Annotated in this window: 12 protein-coding genes; 8 read left to right on the forward strand and 4 right to left on the reverse strand. The window is 68.6% G+C overall.

Features of this window, described 5'->3' with window-relative positions:
- Nucleotides 1–13 precede the first annotated feature (13 nt).
- Nucleotides 14–526: an N-acetyltransferase family protein gene (locus ACWF5H_RS06550; protein WP_452035686.1), complete on the forward strand. Its 513-nt coding sequence runs from the start codon at nucleotides 14–16 to the stop codon at nucleotides 524–526.
- Nucleotides 527–564: 38 nt separating this feature from the next.
- Here the strand turns inward: ACWF5H_RS06550 and kynU are convergent, their stop codons facing one another.
- Nucleotides 565–1,794, reverse strand: coding sequence for a kynureninase (gene kynU / locus ACWF5H_RS06555; RefSeq protein ID WP_452035687.1), 1,230 nt, complete (start codon nucleotides 1,792–1,794; stop codon nucleotides 565–567).
- 151 nt (nucleotides 1,795–1,945) lie between these two features.
- Here kynU and ACWF5H_RS06560 point away from each other — a divergent pair, with 151 nt between their 5' ends.
- A complete protein-coding gene (locus tag ACWF5H_RS06560) occupies nucleotides 1,946–2,389 on the forward strand; it encodes a YciI family protein (RefSeq protein WP_452035688.1) in 444 nt (147 codons plus the stop codon).
- 53 nt (nucleotides 2,390–2,442) lie between these two features.
- Nucleotides 2,443–3,693 carry an RNA polymerase sigma factor gene (locus tag ACWF5H_RS06565; protein ID WP_452036058.1) on the forward strand — a complete coding sequence of 417 codons (1,251 nt, stop codon included), beginning with the start codon at nucleotides 2,443–2,445 and terminating at the stop codon, nucleotides 3,691–3,693.
- A 24-nt stretch (nucleotides 3,694–3,717) separates the two neighbouring features.
- Here the strand turns inward: ACWF5H_RS06565 and ACWF5H_RS06570 are convergent, their stop codons facing one another.
- Genes ACWF5H_RS06570 through ACWF5H_RS06580 form a run of 3 tightly spaced genes read right to left on the reverse strand, consistent with a single transcriptional unit; the run spans nucleotide 3,718 to nucleotide 7,288 of the window.
- Entirely contained in the window at nucleotides 3,718–4,614 is an 897-nt protein-coding gene (locus tag ACWF5H_RS06570; protein ID WP_364647691.1) for a MaoC family dehydratase, read from the reverse strand.
- The gene (locus ACWF5H_RS06575; RefSeq protein WP_452035689.1) at nucleotides 4,611–5,951 is read right to left on the reverse strand and encodes a 3-oxoacyl-ACP reductase; all 1,341 of its coding nucleotides are present in this window, start codon (nucleotides 5,949–5,951) and stop codon (nucleotides 4,611–4,613) included. Before ACWF5H_RS06575 ends, ACWF5H_RS06570 begins: the two co-directional genes overlap by 4 nt.
- Nucleotides 5,951–7,288, reverse strand: coding sequence for an acetyl-CoA C-acetyltransferase (locus tag ACWF5H_RS06580; protein WP_452035690.1), 1,338 nt, complete (start codon nucleotides 7,286–7,288; stop codon nucleotides 5,951–5,953). Before ACWF5H_RS06580 ends, ACWF5H_RS06575 begins: the two co-directional genes overlap by 1 nt.
- An 80-nt stretch (nucleotides 7,289–7,368) precedes the next feature.
- On the opposite strand from ACWF5H_RS06580, the gene ACWF5H_RS06585 reads away from it, so the two are divergent.
- From ACWF5H_RS06585 to ACWF5H_RS06605, 5 genes are all read left to right on the forward strand, one after another.
- A complete protein-coding gene (locus ACWF5H_RS06585; RefSeq protein WP_452035691.1) occupies nucleotides 7,369–8,106 on the forward strand; it encodes a TetR/AcrR family transcriptional regulator in 738 nt (245 codons plus the stop codon).
- 18 nt (nucleotides 8,107–8,124) lie between these two features.
- Entirely contained in the window at nucleotides 8,125–10,233 is a 2,109-nt protein-coding gene (locus ACWF5H_RS06590; protein ID WP_452035693.1) for an acyl-CoA dehydrogenase family protein, read from the forward strand.
- A 129-nt stretch (nucleotides 10,234–10,362) separates the two neighbouring features.
- Nucleotides 10,363–11,826, forward strand: coding sequence for a DUF3375 domain-containing protein (locus tag ACWF5H_RS06595; protein WP_452035694.1), 1,464 nt, complete (start codon nucleotides 10,363–10,365; stop codon nucleotides 11,824–11,826).
- Nucleotides 11,823–12,665: a DUF4194 domain-containing protein gene (locus ACWF5H_RS06600; RefSeq protein ID WP_452035696.1), complete on the forward strand. Its 843-nt coding sequence runs from the start codon at nucleotides 11,823–11,825 to the stop codon at nucleotides 12,663–12,665. The genes ACWF5H_RS06595 and ACWF5H_RS06600 overlap by 4 nt, the downstream gene beginning before the upstream one ends.
- Nucleotides 12,666–12,667: 2 nt before the next feature.
- On the forward strand, nucleotides 12,668–15,994 hold the full coding sequence (locus tag ACWF5H_RS06605) for an ATP-binding protein (protein WP_452035697.1): 3,327 nt from the start codon (nucleotides 12,668–12,670) through the stop codon (nucleotides 15,992–15,994).
- The last annotated feature ends 9 nt before the right edge of the window (nucleotides 15,995–16,003 follow it).

Below are 16,003 nucleotides of genomic sequence, written 5' to 3' on the forward strand. Positions count from 1 at the left end.
CTAAGATTCATAGGTGCCAACTCCCGATTACCGCGTCCGCCGCGCCACCAGCGATGATGTTCCCGCCACCTTGGATATGAAATTGGCCGCGTGGCGGGAAACCTACGCCACGCAGCGTCCCGCATCCTTCTTCACCGCCGAAGCTGCCCGGCGGAAGCAGCAGATCGATTGGTGGGCACGCGGCCTCGCCGCAGGGGCAGAACTGTGGATTGCCGAGGATCCCGCTGGCCGGATCGTGGGTTGTTCCGGCGCAGGACCTGTCCAGGACGACGACGCCGATGCCGGAGTCCGGTACGAACTGCAGATGCTCTACGTGTTGGCGCAGGCCTACGGCACCGGGCTGGGCCTGCGGTTGCTGGAGTCCGCGGTCGGCAGCAAGCCGGCGCTGCTGTGGGTCCTCGAAGACAACCCACGCGCCCAGGCGTTCTACCGCAAGCACGGGTTCGCCCCGGACGGGCGCCGCGAGCCGCTGACCGACCAGTGGGCCGGCCTGCACGAGATCCGGATGGTCCGCAGCGCCGGTTAGGCCCGACCAGTCAGGCTCGTGCGGTGACGCCCTTGACGTCAGGCGCGTTCCAGCTCGGCCCGGATTGCCGCGATGCCGCGCCAAACTTCCTCGAAGCTGGTGGACAGCGGCGAGAGCCCCAGCCGGATACCGTCCGGTTCGCGGAAGTCCGGGATCACGCCCTGTTCCCAGAGCTGGGCCGTGACGTGTTTGAAGGCCGGGTGGTCAATGGTGACGTGCCCACCGCGTTCCGCCGGATCCAGCGGCGAGGCGATGGTGACGCCGAAACCGGCCAACGTTGCCTGCACGGCCTCGATGGCGAACTCGGTCAGGGCGACGGACTTGTCCCGGACCGCGGCCAGGCCGACCTCGTCGATCAGCGCGATCATGTCCTGGATGGCGGTCATCCCGAGGATCGGCGGCGTCCCGGAGGCGAACCGGCGGATGCCGCCGGCCGGTTGGTAGCCCTGGCCCATCTCGAAGGGTTCCGTGCTGCCAAGCCAGCCTTGGATCGGCTGCTGGAAGTGCTGGTGTTCAGTCCGCACGTAGGCCCAGGCGGGCGCCCCCGGGCCGCCGTTGAGGTACTTGTAGCTGCAGCCTGCGGCCAGGTCAACGCCCCACGCATCAAGTTCCACCGGCAGTACCCCGGCGGAATGGCACAGGTCCCACAAAACCAAGGCACCGGCGTCGTGCGCCGCGGTGGTGATGGCGGGAATGTCCGCAATGTAGCCGGAGCGGTAGGCCACATGGCTGAGCAAAACCAGCGCCGTGTCCGGCCCGACGGCGGCGCGCACGGCTTCCGCCGTGACTCCCCCGCCATGCGGCGGTTCGAGCCAGTCCAGTTCGAGCCCGCATTCGGCGGCAATGCCCTCCACGATGAAGCGGTCAGACGGAAAGTTGTCCCGGTCCACCAGGATGCGCCGCCGGCCGGGACGGGCCGCAATCGCGGCACGGGCCAGCTTGTAGAGCAGCACAGTGGTGGAATCGGCCACCACGCACTGGCCCGGGGCTGCACCCAGCACCACCCGGCCCAATTCGTCGCCAATCCGCTCGGGCAGCGCCAGCCAGCCCTCGCCCCAGGCCCGGATCAGCCGACCGCCCCACTGCTGCAGCATCACGTCCCGGACCCGGTCCACGCTGGCGGCCAGCGGCCGGCCCAGCGAATTGCCATCCAGATAGGCGGTGACAGATTCGTCGTCGTGGCCCACAAAACGGGAACGGTAAGCGGCCAGCGGGTCGGCGGCATCGAGCGTCCGGGCGCGGTCGGCTAGCTGAGCATCGGCGGTCATAGGGACAGCATAAGCGCGGGCGGCAGCGGCCGGAACGAAGGCCGACACGGGGCCGCGAAAAAGTTTTCCGCCCGTGTCGATATCCCTGTTCGCCGTTCGACGGCATAGTAGAAGGCGCACACCGCGTCCTCGGTCACAGAAGGAGATAGCCGTGAAGTACATGTTCATCATGCGGTCCACCGACGAAGCCCTCGAGGCTTCCAAGGCCATGCCGTTCGAAGAAATGATCAACAAGATGGGCGCCTACAACGAGTCCATGATCAACGCCGGCATCATGCTCGGCGGCGACGGACTGGCCGACCTGTCCGACGGGACGGCGTTCGTCGTCGACTTCTCGCAGGATCCGCCCATCGTCACCGACGGCCCCTACGGTGAAACCCACGAGCTGTTCAACGGCTTTTGGATCGTCCAGGTGGCGTCCAAGGAGGAAGCTGCGGAGTGGGCCAGTCGCTGTCCGCTGGGCCCCGGCTCCAAGCTGGAGGTGCGCCGCGTGACCGAGGCCGCCGACTTCGCCGAATTCTCGGACAACGAGTACATCCAGAAGGAAGAAGGTTGGCGCGAACAAGAGGCGAAGCTGCGCGCGGAGAACGCGTAGCCGCGCAGCGGTAGGGGTCGGCCGTGGCAGAGACGGACGCGAAGCGGGCAGCGGTGGCGGGCACTGACGCGGAAGGGGCAGCGGCAGTCCGGCGCCGGCTGGATGCCGTGTGGCGCATCGAAGGCGCCCGCATCGTTGCCGCGCTGGCCCGGGCCACGGGTGACGTCGGGTTTGCCGAGGACATGGCGCAGGAAGCCGTAGCCGATGCCCTGCTCCAATGGCCGGACACCGGCATGCCGCGCAATCCTGCCGCCTGGCTGACCGCGGTGGCCAAGCGCAAGGCGATTGACGCCTGGCGGCGGTCCGAACGCCTCGACGACCGCTACCAACTGCTGGCCCGCAGGCTGCAGGACGAGGATGCCGCGTCCTGGGATCCGGTGCCGGACGACGTGCTCCGGCTGATCTTCACTGCCTGCCATCCGGTGCTCTCCCGGGAGGCGCAAGTGTCCCTGACCCTGCGGGTTGTGGGCGGTTTGTCCAGCGAGGAAATCGCCAGGCTGTTTGTGCTCCCGGTGGCCACGGTCCAGCAGCGGATTGTCCGTGCCAAGAAGACGCTGGCCGCCGCGAAAGTCCCCTTTGATGTCCCGGAACCGAACGAATGGGGGCCGCGGCTGGGCGGCGTCCTCCGGGTCATCTACCTGATGTTCACGGAAGGCTATGCGGCAACCTCCGGGGAACGCTGGATCCGGCCGGAGCTGGCCGGCGAGGCCCTGCGCATTGGGCGAGTGCTGGTTTCGCTGGTGCCGCGGGAACCCGAGGCGCACGCGCTGGTCGCTCTGATGGAGCTTCAGGCCTCGCGCTTCGGGGCTCGAACCCGGCCGGACGGCACCCCGGTGCTGCTGGCGGACCAGGACCGCACCCGCTGGGACCGCGCACAGATTGGACGAGGCCGCGCGGCGCTGGCCCGGGCGGACAGGCTGGGCCGCGGCCGCAGCAGTTACGCGCTGCAGGCAGCCATCGCCGAGTGCCATGCGGCGGCGCCCAGCGTCGACCGGACCGACTGGGCGCAGATCGTGCTGCTCTACGAGGCGCTCGGACGGATTGCGCCCAGCCCGGTGATCGAGCTCAACCGGGCCGTGGCGGTGTCCATGGCCACCGGGCCCGCCACGGCGCTGGCCATCGTGGACGGCTTGACCTCGGCGGGGGCGCTGCGCGGATCGCATCTGCTGCCCAGCGTCCGGGCCGAGCTGTTGGCCAGGCTCGGCCGGCCAGACGAAGCGCGGGCCGAGTTCGCCGCAGCAGCCGCCTTGGCCAAGAACGACCGCGAACGCGACGTGCTGGAACGCAAGGCGGCTGCCACCTGAACCAGTGGTCGCCGGGGCCCCTTGCTACCGCGCGAGGGTATTGACGCTGCCCGTGAAGTGGAGCCGGTGGCTGCGCTCTCCCCAGCCGGTGAACTCGGAGGCTTCCCACGATCCGTCCCGCTCCGTGTCATGGATCCGTACCGCCACCGTGGCGGGAAGGAAGACCGGGGCAGCGAAATCAATCCGCCAAGCAAAAGGTTCGCTGGCCGTGGCTTCCACGCTGGTCAGGACCCGGGAGGCCAAGTACATGCCGTGCGCGATGGACCGCTTGAGTCCCAGCATCTTGGCCGACACAGCGCTCAAATGGATCGGGTTGAAGTCACCGGAGACACCGGCGTACTCGCGGCCGGCTTCGGGACCGAGCCGCCAACGCGCCGTCGGCTGCGGCGGGATGAAATCAGTGCGCTCCGGCCTCAAGGCCTTGTCCAGTCCGGGCAGATAGACCGCCTTGGCCAGATAGTCCGAGACGCCTTCCCACACGGTTTCGCCGCCAGCTTCGATCCGGGTATGCAGTTCCACCTGAGTGCCGGCGTGGTGGCCGCGCAGGCCTTCGGCCCAGGCCGTCACGGTCAACGGCTCTGCGAAGTGGACCGGCCGCAGGTGGTTCACCCGGTTGGCCAGATGCACCATGCCGAGCAGCGGGAGCGGGAAGTCCGGCCGTGTCATCACGCTCATCGCCACCGGAAAGGCAACCGAGTGCAGGAACACCGAAGGCAAGGTGTCCCGCACGGTGCCGTGCATCAGTTGCTGGAAGCCGCTGACCCGCTCCGGGGCGATGTGCACGCCGTCGACGGTGTGCCGCACCGCCGGAAGCTGCTCGGCCTGCTGGCCTACGCCCAGCTTGTGCCGCGCCGCCGTGGAGGCAGCTGTTAGATACAGCCGCGAGAGCGTGGGCATCTCCCCCAGGATGACCTCGCTCATGCGCCGACCATGCTCTGGCCGCAGACACGCAGCGTCTGGCCATTGATTCCGCCCGCAGCATCGCTGGCCAGGAAGGAGACCGCTTCGGCAACGTCCAGCGGCCGGCCGCCCTGCTGCAGCGATGACAGCCGGCGTGCCACTTCGCGGGTCACGAACGGCATCCGGGCGGTCATGTCCGTCTCGATGAAGCCGGGGGCGACCGCGTTGATGCTGCCGCCGGCGTCGGCAAAGTCGACCGCGGACGCGCGGACCATGCCGATGATGCCAGCTTTGGAGGCGGCGTAGTTGGTCTGCCCGCGGTTGCCTGCAATCCCGCTGGTGGAAGCCAGCGACACCACCCGCGGTGCTTCGCGGAGGACGCCCGACGCCAGCAACTGCTCGTTCATCCTCAGCTGCGAGGAAAGATTGACCGCGATCACCGAGTCCCATTTCGCCTGATCCATGTTGGCGAGCAGTTTATCCCTGGTGATGCCTGCATTGTGCACCACAATGTCCAGCCCGTGGTTCCGCTCGGCGGCGTGGGCAGCGATCTTTGTGCCCGCGTCCGGGGCGGTGATGTCCAGTTGCAGCGCGGTGGCACCGATCCGGTTGGCCACCTGAGCCAACTGCTCCCCGGCGGCAGGGACGTCGACGGCGATGATCCGGGCGCCGTCACGATGCAGGGTCTCGGCGATCGCTGCGCCGATGCCGCGGGCGGCTCCGGTAACGACGGCGACCTTGCCCGCCAGCGGACGGTCCGGCTCCGCCGGCAGCGAGGCTGCGCCGGAATCAACCAGAAGGAACTGCCCGTTGACGTAGGCGCTCCGGCCGGAGAGCAGGAAGCGCAAGGCACCGAGGACGGCCGGCGCGCCGGCATCCACGCCCTCGGCCAGCAGAATCCCGTTGCCGGTGGCACCGCCGCGCAGCTCGTGGGCCAGCGACCGCAATGCCCCGTCCACCGCCTGCCGGGCGGCAGCCTGGGCGGGCTGTGCAGCGCCGGTTGCGGGGCGGGAGATCGTGACGATCCGGCCGCCGGGAGCCAGGTCCCTTAGGCTGGAGCCGGCGGTGAGCATTGGATCAGCAAGTTCGTCCGGCGAGGCCAGTTCGTCGAGCACCAGGACGATGCCGCCCAGCCGTTCCTTCGGCGCCACATGCCGCCGGACATCCAGGTCCCAGCCGAGCAGCTCCTTGGCCAGGACGTCGGCGCCGGAACCGGAGCCCAGCACCAGGACGGGACCGGGCAGCAGCGGAGCCCCCGCCCGGTAGCGCCGCAGCACGGCGGGCTGGGGCAGTCCCAGTTTTTTGGCCAGGCTCTTCACGGGCCCGGCGTTGACCAGGTCGAGGTAGCGGTCGGCCATTAGTTTGCCTCCAGGATGGCCACCACGCCCATGCCGCCGGCGGCGCACACGGAGATCAGACCACGGGTGGGGCGCGACTCGGCGTCGGCCTTTTCGCGCAGCATCTTGGCGAGGGTAGCCACCAGCCGGCCGCCGGTGGCAGCGAAGGGGTGCCCGGTGGCCAGCGACGAACCGTTGACATTCAGGCGGGTCCGGTCGATGGCGCCCAGCGGCTTCTGCAGGCCCAGCTTGTTGCGGCAGAATTCCTCGCTTTCCCACGCCGCCAGGTGGCACAGCACGGTGCCGGCAAAGGCTTCGTGGATCTCGAAGTAATCGAAGTCGGCAAAGGTCAGTCCCTGCCGGGCCAGCAGCCGCGGGACGGCATAGGCGGGGGCCATCAGCAGGCCCTCCTTGCCGTGCACAAAATCCACCGCGGCGGCCTCGGAATCGACCACCTCGGCCAGCACCGGCAGGTCATTGCTCCGGGCATAGTCGTCCGAACCGATCAGCACTGCGGAGGCGCCGTCGGTCAGCGGTGTGGAGTTGCCCGCGGTCATGGTCGCTTCGGCGCCCAGGTTCTTGCCGAAGACCGGCTGCAGCTTGGCCAGCTTCTCCAGCGTGGTGTCGGCACGCAGATTGGAGTCCTTGGCAAGGCCGCGGTAAGGCGTCATCAGGTCGTCGAAGAAGCCGCGCTCGTAGGCGGCCGCCAGATTGCGGTGGCTGGCCAGGGCCAGCTCGTCCTGCGCTTCGCGGGTGACGTTCCACGCCGCGGTGGTCAGCGCCTGGTGCTCGCCCATGGACAGCCCGGTCCGCGGTTCGGCCGTGTCCGGCGCGTTGGGCGCCAGGTCCTTGGGGCGCAGCTTGGCCAGGGCGGTCAGCTTTTGCTGGACGGTTTTGGCGCGGTGCAGTTCCAGCAGGACAGCCCGGAGCCCCTCGCTCACGGCGATCGGTGCATCGGAGGCCGAGTCGACGCCGCCGGCGATGGCGGAATCGATCTGCCCCAGCTTGATCTTGTTGGCCAGGCCCACCACCGTTTCCAGTCCGGTGGCGCATGCCTGCTGCAGATCATAGGCGGGTGTTTCCGGCGACAGCGCTGATCCAATCACCGCTTCCCGGGTCAGGTTGAAATCGCGGGAGTGCTTCAGCACCGCGCCGGCGGCGACCTCGCCGATCCGTTCATCCTGCAGCCCGAAGCGGGCCACCAGCCCGTCCAAGGCGGCAGTCAGCATGTCCTGATTGCTGGCCTGGGTGTAGGCCCCGTTGGCGCGGGCAAACGGGATGCGGTTGCCGCCGATGACGACTGCCTTGCGCAGTACGTTGGCGGGACGGGTGCCGGTGGCGTCAGGTGAAGCGGCCATGAAGGCTCTCCTCGTGAATCGGGTGCAGGGCGGAACAAAGACAGTTACCGTAACCAAGCGTACCTGATACGCTGGGTAACGTGAATAGCGCCACAGTCCGCCCTGTGACCCCAACGTCCGGTCCCGACGGCCGCTCCGCCCGCTGGGACCGCCACCGGACCGAGCGCCGCCGGGAGCTGATCCGCGCCGCCCGGCACGCGGTGCACCGGCTGGGGCCCGACGCTTCGATGGAGGACATCGCGGCGGCCGCGGGAACCTCCAAGCCCGTCTTCTACCGGTATTTTGGCGACAAAGCCGGGCTGCAGCAGGCCATGGGCGAAGTGGTGATCGGCCGCATGCAGGCCCGGCTGCAGGAGGCGGCCGCCAGCGCGACCACTCCGCAGGAAGGCCTGACCGCCATGGTCTCGGTCTACTTGCAGATGGCGGAATCCTCGCCGCACGTCTACGCGTTCGTCACCCGGGACGGCCCCTTCGATCCTTCGGTGCCGCAGCAACTTGGCGGCGAGCCGGCACCGGCCGACATGGCCCCGGAGACCGGCCGGTCCGCGGTGTTGCACGATTTCTTTGCGAACGTGACGGCAATGATAGAAGCCCCGCTGCGCGGCCACCTGAGCGCTTCCGCGGGCAGCGCCGCGGAACTGGCCGCGGCATCCTACTGGCCGCGGGCAGCCATCGGCATGGTGCGTGCTGCCGGCGAACGCTGGCTGGCCGCGCCCGATGACGGCAGCAAACCGAGCCGGGAACTTATGACCAGCCTGCTCACCCAATGGCTCCTCCACGGTGTCGCTCGCAGCGCAGACCATCCGACCCATTCGTGACGACTGAAGGAACAACCGATGACGTATACCCCCACTGCCGAAACGCCGGAACCGGTGGAAGACAGCGGCGCTACCGTTGACGTGGCCGGGCTCGGCGAGGTCCTGCTGGGCCGTTGGGCCGAGATCCGCAAGGCCGCGCGCGACCTCGCCGGCCGGCCGGAAATCCACCGGATCGACGGCCTGCCGATGGGTGAGCACCGCGAACGCGTGGTGGGCCAGTTGAAGTACCTGGTGGACGCCGGGGCCGTGCACCGTGCCTTCCCCCGGCGGCTGGGCGGCGAGGACAATCACGGCGGCAACATCGCCGGGTTCGAGGAACTGGTTACAGCCGACCCCTCGCTGCAGATCAAGGCCGGGGTCCAGTGGGGCCTGTTCGGAGCCGCCGTGCTGCACCTGGGCACCACGGAACACCACGACAAGTGGCTGCCGGACATCATGAGCCTGAAGACCCCCGGCGCGTTCGCCATGACCGAGACCGGCCACGGTTCCGACGTTGCCAGCATCGGCACGACCGCCACGTACGATCCGGAGACGCAGGAATTCGTCATCCACACCCCGTTTCGCGCAGCTTGGAAGGACTATCTGGGCAACGCCGCCAATGATGGTCTGGCCGCCGTGGTGTTCGCGCACCTCATCACCCGCGGCGTGGACCATGGCGTCCACGCGTTCTATGTCCCCATCCGCGACGAGCAGCGTAACTTCCTGCCCGGCATCGGCGGCGAGGACGACGGCTACAAGGGCGGCCTGAACGGCATCGACAACGGCCGTCTGCACTTCAACCAGGTCCGCATTCCGCGCACCAACTTACTGAACCGGTACGGCGACGTGGCCGAGGACGGCACCTACTCTTCCCCGATCGCCAGCCCCGGCCGACGCTTTTTCACCATGCTGGGCACCCTGGTGCAGGGCCGGGTCTCGCTGGACGGCGCCGCGGTGGCCGCCAGCAAGGTGGCACTGGCCATCGCCGTCCGCTACGCCACCGAACGGCGCCAGTTCAACGCGTCCTCGGACACAGCCGAAGAAGTGCTGCTGGACTACCAACGCCACCAGCGCCGGCTGCTGCCCCGGCTGGCCACCACCTACGCGGCGTCGTTCGCTCACGAACAACTGCTGCAGAAGTTCGACGACGTCTTCTCCGGTGCGCATGACACGGACGAGGACCGGCAGGACTTGGAAACCCTGGCGGCGGGCCTGAAATCGCTCAGCACCTGGCACGCCCTGGACACGCTGCAGGAGTGCCGCGAGGCGACCGGCGGCGCGGGCTTCCTGGCCGAAAACCGGTTCGCCGCACTGCGCGCCGACCTGGACATCTACGCCACTTTCGAAGGCGACAACACCGTGCTGCTGCAGCTGGTCGCCAAGCGCCTGCTGGCGGACTACGCCAACGAATTCCGCCATGCCGACTTCGGTGTCATGGCCCGCTGGGTGGCGCACCAGGCGGCCGACGTCACCCTGCACCGCACCGGCCTGCGCCAGGTCGCCCAGACCTTCGCGGACAGCGGATCGGAACGCAAGAGCGCCAACTACCTCAAGGACCCGGAGACCCAGCGCCAGCTGCTCACCGACCGGGTCTCCACCATGGTGGCGGGCATCGGCGGCGCCTTGCGCAACGCCACCCGGCTTCCGCAAAGGGAGGCCGCGGCGCTGTTCAACGAACACCAGCATGAGCTGATCGAGGCGGCCCGTGCGCACGCCGAACTGCTGCAGTGGGAAGCCTTCACCGCCGCGATCACCCAGATCGACGACCACGGCACCCGGCAGGTGCTCACCTGGCTGCGGGACCTGTTCGGGCTGTCGCTGGTGGAGAAGAACCTGGGCTGGTACCAGATGTACGGCCGGCTGTCGGCGCAGCGCGCCCGCATCCTCGGCACCTACATCAACCGCCTGCTGTCCCGGCTGCGCCCGCACGCCCGCGACCTGGTGGACGCCTTCGGCTACGGCCCGGAGCACCTGCGCGCGAAGATCGCCAGCGGTGCGGAGCAGGAACGGCAGGACGAAGCCATGGCGTATGCTCGCTCCCGGCGCGCCAGCGGCGAGGCCCCGGTGGACGAAAAGGTGCTCATCGCCCGACGCAAGGCCGCGGAGAAGCTCAGCCAGAAGCGGCAGAAAGTGGAAGCCAAGGGCTAAGACAACGACGGCGGGGCTCTCCCCGGGCGACACGGCTCGCCTTGGCGGGGCCCCGCCGTCGTGAGCGGAGCCGGACCCGCTAAGATTTTCTGGGCCCGCTACTCCCTTCCGCGGGCGGAAAGCACTTCCATGTCCTTCACCCAGAATGCCCTTGCCCGCTGGCAGGAGCTGCAGGCGCTGGCCGCCACACCCGGCCTCAAGCTCGCCTCCGCCAGCCCGTGGGTACCGGCGCTGTTCAGGACCGCTTTCACCCGTTCCCGGCCGCAGTTGCCGCTGGAAGAGTTCCACCGCAGCACCGACTCGTTCCTGGCCGAGCTGCGCCAGGCCGGGGTGGACCTGCGCGCGGACTGGTCAGCCCGCCAGTATGCCGATGACTGGGTGGCCCGGCGCTACCTGTCCCGGACGCGCGAAGACGGCCGGTTCGTGTACGAACCCACCGAAACCACCGTTCGGTTCCTGGAATACCTGGATGGCCTGACCGGGACATCCTCGTCGCTGAACAGTTCCCGACTGGCCACACTGCTCACCCGTGTTGAAACGCTGGCCCACGAAACCGATCCCGATCCCGAGGCCCGGATCGCCGTGCTGAAGGCTGAAATCGCCCAGCGGCAGGAGAAGATCCGCGCGCTGGAGGCGGGCGAGGCACCGGCGTCGTTGCCCGACGCCACAGCGGTGGAGGCCGCGCGCGATGTCTTGGCGCTGGCTGCCGGCCTGCCTGCCGATTTCAAGCGGATGCGGGATGGCTTGGAGCTGATGCTGCACACCCTGCGCGCCGAAATCGTGGAGTCGAACGCCACCAAGGGCATCACCATGGGCGAGGTCCTCGAGGCGGACAAGCGGCTGCGCGGCACCAGCGAAGGCCGGACGTACGAGAGCTTCACGGCCTTCCTGAATGACGAGGAGCAGCAGCAGCGCTTCCGGCAGGCCATCGCCGAGGTGCTCGAGCGGGATTTTGCCGACGCGCTGGACGCCGAGGACCGGCGGGCATTGCAGCGGCTCATGCCGCAGCTGCGGGCGCAATCGGCGGAGATCCACCGCATCTACGGCCGGCTTTCGGAGAGCATGCACACCTTTGTGCAGTCGGACGACGTGCGCGAATCGATCCAGCTGCGGCAGGCCGTCCGAGCCGCCGAGGCCGCCATCCTCAAGTCCCGGCGCAGCCTGCCGGGCCGCCGCGCGGTGATCCCCGCGCCCGAACTCTTCGGCTCCGGCTTTGAATCGGTGAGCATGGTCCGGCTTTACGACCCGCAGGACCACCAGGCACCGGCCAAGCTGCCGCCGCCGCCGGCGTTCACCGAGGCAGACATCCACCGTGCGGTCCGCACGCCGCAGGCGGACGAGGCGGTCCTCTCCCACACCGTCCGCACCGCCGTGGAGGCCCGCGGGCCGGCTCCGTTGTCCGCGGTCTACGCCCAGTTGGAACCGCAGCACCGGCACCTGAACAGCCTGCGTTGGCTGCTCCAGCATGCCTTGAATTCCGGTGCCACGCTGGACGCCGATGCAACCGACACCGTGACCCTGATCCAGATCGACGGCAGCGAACGCACCGCGGTGCTGCCCGCCGTTACCTTCACGAAAGCTGCAGATTCATGAACGAGATGACCGAGGTCCGCGTTGAACCCGACGGAGCTCCGGACGACGGCGTCGCGCTACACGAGGCGGCGGAGCTTCGAGAACAGGGGCGTGACGACCGGGCAGTGCTGGACGACCGCGCAGGTCTGGACGAAGAAACCGGGCTGGAAGAACCGGACGAACGCGAAGCACCTGCCCGGGACGAGGTCCGGGACGGTCCCGAATTGTTCGACGGCGACACCGGCACCCTGCCGCTGAAGCTGCGCCAGGCCCTGGTCAGGCTGCTGCGCGGCCCGTACCTGGACGCCAATTCCACCGACCGGGTCTACGACACCGTGGTGGAACACCGGCGGATCCTCGCTTCCCGGCTCAGCGACCTGTTCCTGCAACTGGTCATCGATGACGACCGCAAGGTCGCCATGCTCCGCCCTGTCCCGATGGCCGAGCCGCACACCACCGCCCTGCAACGGCAGCGGGACATGACCCGGGAAGAGACGCTGCTGCTGCTGCGCATGCGCCTGGTCCAGGACCGGCACGCCGGCACCGGAACCGAGCCGCTGATCAGCCGCACCGACGTCATCGATGTGCTGCAGGACTACGTGGATCCGGAACAGCGCGATGCCAAGCACGTGGAGGATCTAGCCGACGCCTCCATCCGCAAGCTGGCCAACGAGCGCCGGCTGTTGCAGGCAACCGAGCTTCCGGATGTGTGGATCATCTCGCCGGCACTGCCGCTGGCCCTGCCCTTCGAGAACATCGGCGACATCCCTGCGGTGATCGGCTCGCTGGCCGGCGATGCCCTACCGGCGGACGGGCCGCCGGAAACGGACCAGTTGGCTTTCGACGGCGGGGAGGCCTGAGCATGAGCATTGAGACAATCCTGCCGATGGACGGGCTGCTCAACCCGGGCCAGCACCGGCTCACGTCCGTGCAGCTGGTCAACTGGGGCACCTTCGACGGCGCCCACACCATCCGGGTGGACCGCGCCGGCACGCTGTTGACCGGCGGCTCCGGCGTGGGCAAGTCGACCATCTTCGACGGCATGCTGCAGGTGTTGGACGCCCGTCCCAGGATGAACGAGGCGGCGCAGACCAACTCCGGCCAAGCGTCCGAGGAACGGCGCACCGCGTTCAGCTACATGCGCGGCAGGCTGGGTGCCACGCCGGCCGACGGCGATGATTCCCAGACCGCCACGTTCTACCAGCGCCCCGGCGCCATCTGGTCGGCGGTCTGCCTGACCTTCGACAATGCCCTGGGCCAGACCACCAGCCTCGCCGTGATGCTGGACCTCCCGGCGAACGGCACCGAACACAACGTGGGCCGCTTCTACGTCCTGCACAACAAGCCGCTGGACATCCCCCGGCTGGAGTCCGGCATGGCTGGCCGCTTCAGCAAGACATCGCTGGAGACAATGCTGCCGGGCAGCCAGGTCTTCGATTCGCACAAGGCCTTTGCGGAACGTTTCCGGCAGGCACTGGGCATCGACCAGGAGAAAGCCTTCGGCCTGCTGCGCACGCTGCAGACCGGCAAGGGGCTGGGCGGAACCGTCAACGATTTCTTCCGCAACCATGTGCTGGATACGCCGCGGACGCTGGCCGCAGCCGAAGAAGCTGTGCAGGACTTCAGCCACCTGCGCAGCATCCGGCGGCAGCTGGAACGCGTCCGGCAGCAACGGGACCTGCTGGCACCCGTGCCCCGGCTACACGAACAGCTCCGCCAGACGCAGTCGCAGCTGGACCGCAGTATCCTTTTGGCCGACGTCGCCCTGCCGCTCTACCGGCGCCGCCTGGCACTGGACTGCCAAGACCGGCAGATCGAGCTGCTGGACGCCGAGGCGGCCAGCGCGGCACAGGAGCTGGCGGCGACGGAAGCTGCACGCGCCGGGCTCAAGCAGCAGACGGCACAGCTGACCGCGCGCTACGGCAGCGAAGGCGGCGCCGCGGTCGAAACCTTGGAGCGGGAAGTTGCCGCGGCGCAGTCCGAGCTGCGGGCCCGCCAGGCGGTGGAGGATTCCTTCCGGGCCGAAGCCGAGGCCGCCGGCCTGGACGCCGACTTCAGTCCCGGCGGACTGGCGGCAGCGCGCAACCGCGCCGCGGTGCTGGTCAAGGAGCTGCTCACCGAGGCCGAGGCCGTCCGCGAACGCAGCAACGACGCGCAAGGCGAGGCCTGGAGCCTCAAGGGACAGATCCGGTCGCTGGAGCAGGAAATCGAGTCCTTCCGCCGCCGCACCAGCAACATCCGCCCGGAGAGCCTGGAACGCCGCCGGCAGATCTGCGCCGCGACCGGGATCGCGGAAGAGGAACTGCCCTTTGCCGGCGAGCTGATCGATCTTGCCCCGTCCGAAGCCCGCTGGCGGCCGGCAGCCGAACGCGCGCTGCGCTCCCTCGCTTCAGCGCTGCTGGTGCCGGGTGAGCGGATGAATGCCGTCACCCTGTATCTGAACGAGCACAACATCCGCGGCTTCCTGCGGATCATCGATATCAGTGCTCCGCTGGACGGCAAGGCCGAAGCCGACCCGGACGACCTGGTCACCAAGCTGGTTACCAAGGACACCGCGATGGGCCAGTGGGTCCGGCGCAAGATCACGGCGCATTACGACTACGTCTGCGTCGAGGAGCCCGAGCAGTTGTCCGGGGTCCCCCGCGGCGTGACGTTGGGCGGCGCAGTCAAGCGCAGCAGCAGCACCACCGAGAAGGACGACCGGCACACCGGGGCCTCCGACCATCTGCTGGGCTTCGACAACCAGGACAAGATCGCAGCACTGGCCACCCGGTTGCTGGAACTGCGGGACATCTACGGCACGGCCGATTCGGAGTCCGCCGAACGCGCCCGGGAACAGCAGGACCTGGGCCGGCGGCTGGCCGCCGCCAAGACGGTGGCTGCGGACACCCGGAGCTGGGAGGAGATCTCCACCGACGCACACGCCGCGGTGGTGGCGGCGGCGGTTGAGCGCTTGGAGCAGGCCAGGGATGCCAACACGGACCTGGAACAGCTGCGCTTTGAACTGGAAACGGCCGAACTGGACCTCACCGCTGCAACCGAGAAGATCGGCGTGCTCAAGGGCGAAGCGGCCCGGTTGGCCGCCGGGCTGGCTGCCGCGCGGCACCGCCGCGACGGCCTGGCCGGGGACGGCGAACCCGCCGGCCAGCTGACCGGGGAACTGGCATCCGAACTTGACGCCTTGTTTGCCCCGCATGGCGAAGTGACCGATCTGGAATTCCTCAGCGATATCTGTACCAACGTGGAGCGCGAGCTGCTGAGCTCCCGCGGCACGCTGGAAAGGGCCACGCTGGAGGCCGGCAACCAACTGGTGAAGATCTTTGAGGCCTACAACCGGCAGTGGGGGTCGGACTACGGCACCTCGCTGGACGCGGCCGCCGACTACGAGGCCCGCTACCACGACATTGTGGGCGAAGGCCTGCCGCAGCGGGAGGCGGAGTTCCGCGAGTACTTCAACAACCGCACCTACGAACGCTTCAGCGACCTGCTCCAGTTGCTGGATGAAGAACGCCGCAGCATAGCGTCCCGGCTGCAGCCGCTGAACCAGATCCTGCAGCGGGTCCATTACCACGCGGACAGCCACCTGCAGATCGAGATTACCAACGCCGTTCCGGATGCTTCGCACAAGTTCCGGACCGACCTGAAGAACGCACTGCCGGTGATGGGCCGGCGGCAGACCGGCGATGACATGGACGCACGCTACCTGGCCCTGGACCGCATCGTGGAGCGGCTGGCTTCGGAGGACGACCGCCGCTGGCGTGCCGAGGTCCTGGACGTGCGGTCGCACGTGGACATCACCTGCACCAACCTGCTGGCGGACGGCCGCGCGTACACCAACCTGCAGGCCAGCCTGATGTCCGGCGGCGAGGGCCAGCGCTTCACCGCGTTCATCATGGCCTCGGCGCTGGCCTACCAACTTGGCATCGCCGGACAGGGCTTTAGCACCTTCGGCACGGTCATGATGGACGAGGCGTTCGTGAAATCGTCGCTGGCCTTCGCCGAGGCCAGCATCAACGCGCTCCACGAGTTCGGCTTCCAGCTGCTGTTGGCGGCTCCCGAGGACAAGGTGGACTTGGCCCGCTTCCTCGGCTCCGTCACGGAAGTCCTGCGCGACGAATCCGCCAACCGCTCCGGCATCCTGGAACGCGGCCGTTCGCTCGCCCGCCCGGTGGACATCGTCCTGCGCTGAACGTTGCCG

Source organism: Arthrobacter sp. NPDC055138 (assembly GCF_053607305.1).

What these genes read in the sequence shown, in the direction of transcription:
- ACWF5H_RS06590 (WP_452035693.1), top strand. Translation starts at nt 8,125, where the DNA reads ATGACGTATACCCCCACTGCCGAAACGCCGGAACCGGTGGAAGACAGC.
- ACWF5H_RS06600 (WP_452035696.1), top strand. Translation starts at nt 11,823, where the DNA reads ATGAACGAGATGACCGAGGTCCGCGTTGAACCCGACGGAGCTCCGGAC.
- ACWF5H_RS06605 (WP_452035697.1), top strand. Translation starts at nt 12,668, where the DNA reads ATGAGCATTGAGACAATCCTGCCGATGGACGGGCTGCTCAACCCGGGC.
- ACWF5H_RS06595 (WP_452035694.1), top strand. Translation starts at nt 10,363, where the DNA reads ATGTCCTTCACCCAGAATGCCCTTGCCCGCTGGCAGGAGCTGCAGGCG.
- ACWF5H_RS06575 (WP_452035689.1), bottom strand. Translation starts at nt 5,951, where the DNA reads ATGGCCGACCGCTACCTCGACCTGGTCAACGCCGGGCCCGTGAAGAGC.
- kynU (WP_452035687.1), bottom strand. Translation starts at nt 1,794, where the DNA reads ATGACCGCCGATGCTCAGCTAGCCGACCGCGCCCGGACGCTCGATGCC.
- ACWF5H_RS06570 (WP_364647691.1), bottom strand. Translation starts at nt 4,614, where the DNA reads ATGAGCGAGGTCATCCTGGGGGAGATGCCCACGCTCTCGCGGCTGTAT.
- ACWF5H_RS06580 (WP_452035690.1), bottom strand. Translation starts at nt 7,288, where the DNA reads ATGGCCGCTTCACCTGACGCCACCGGCACCCGTCCCGCCAACGTACTG.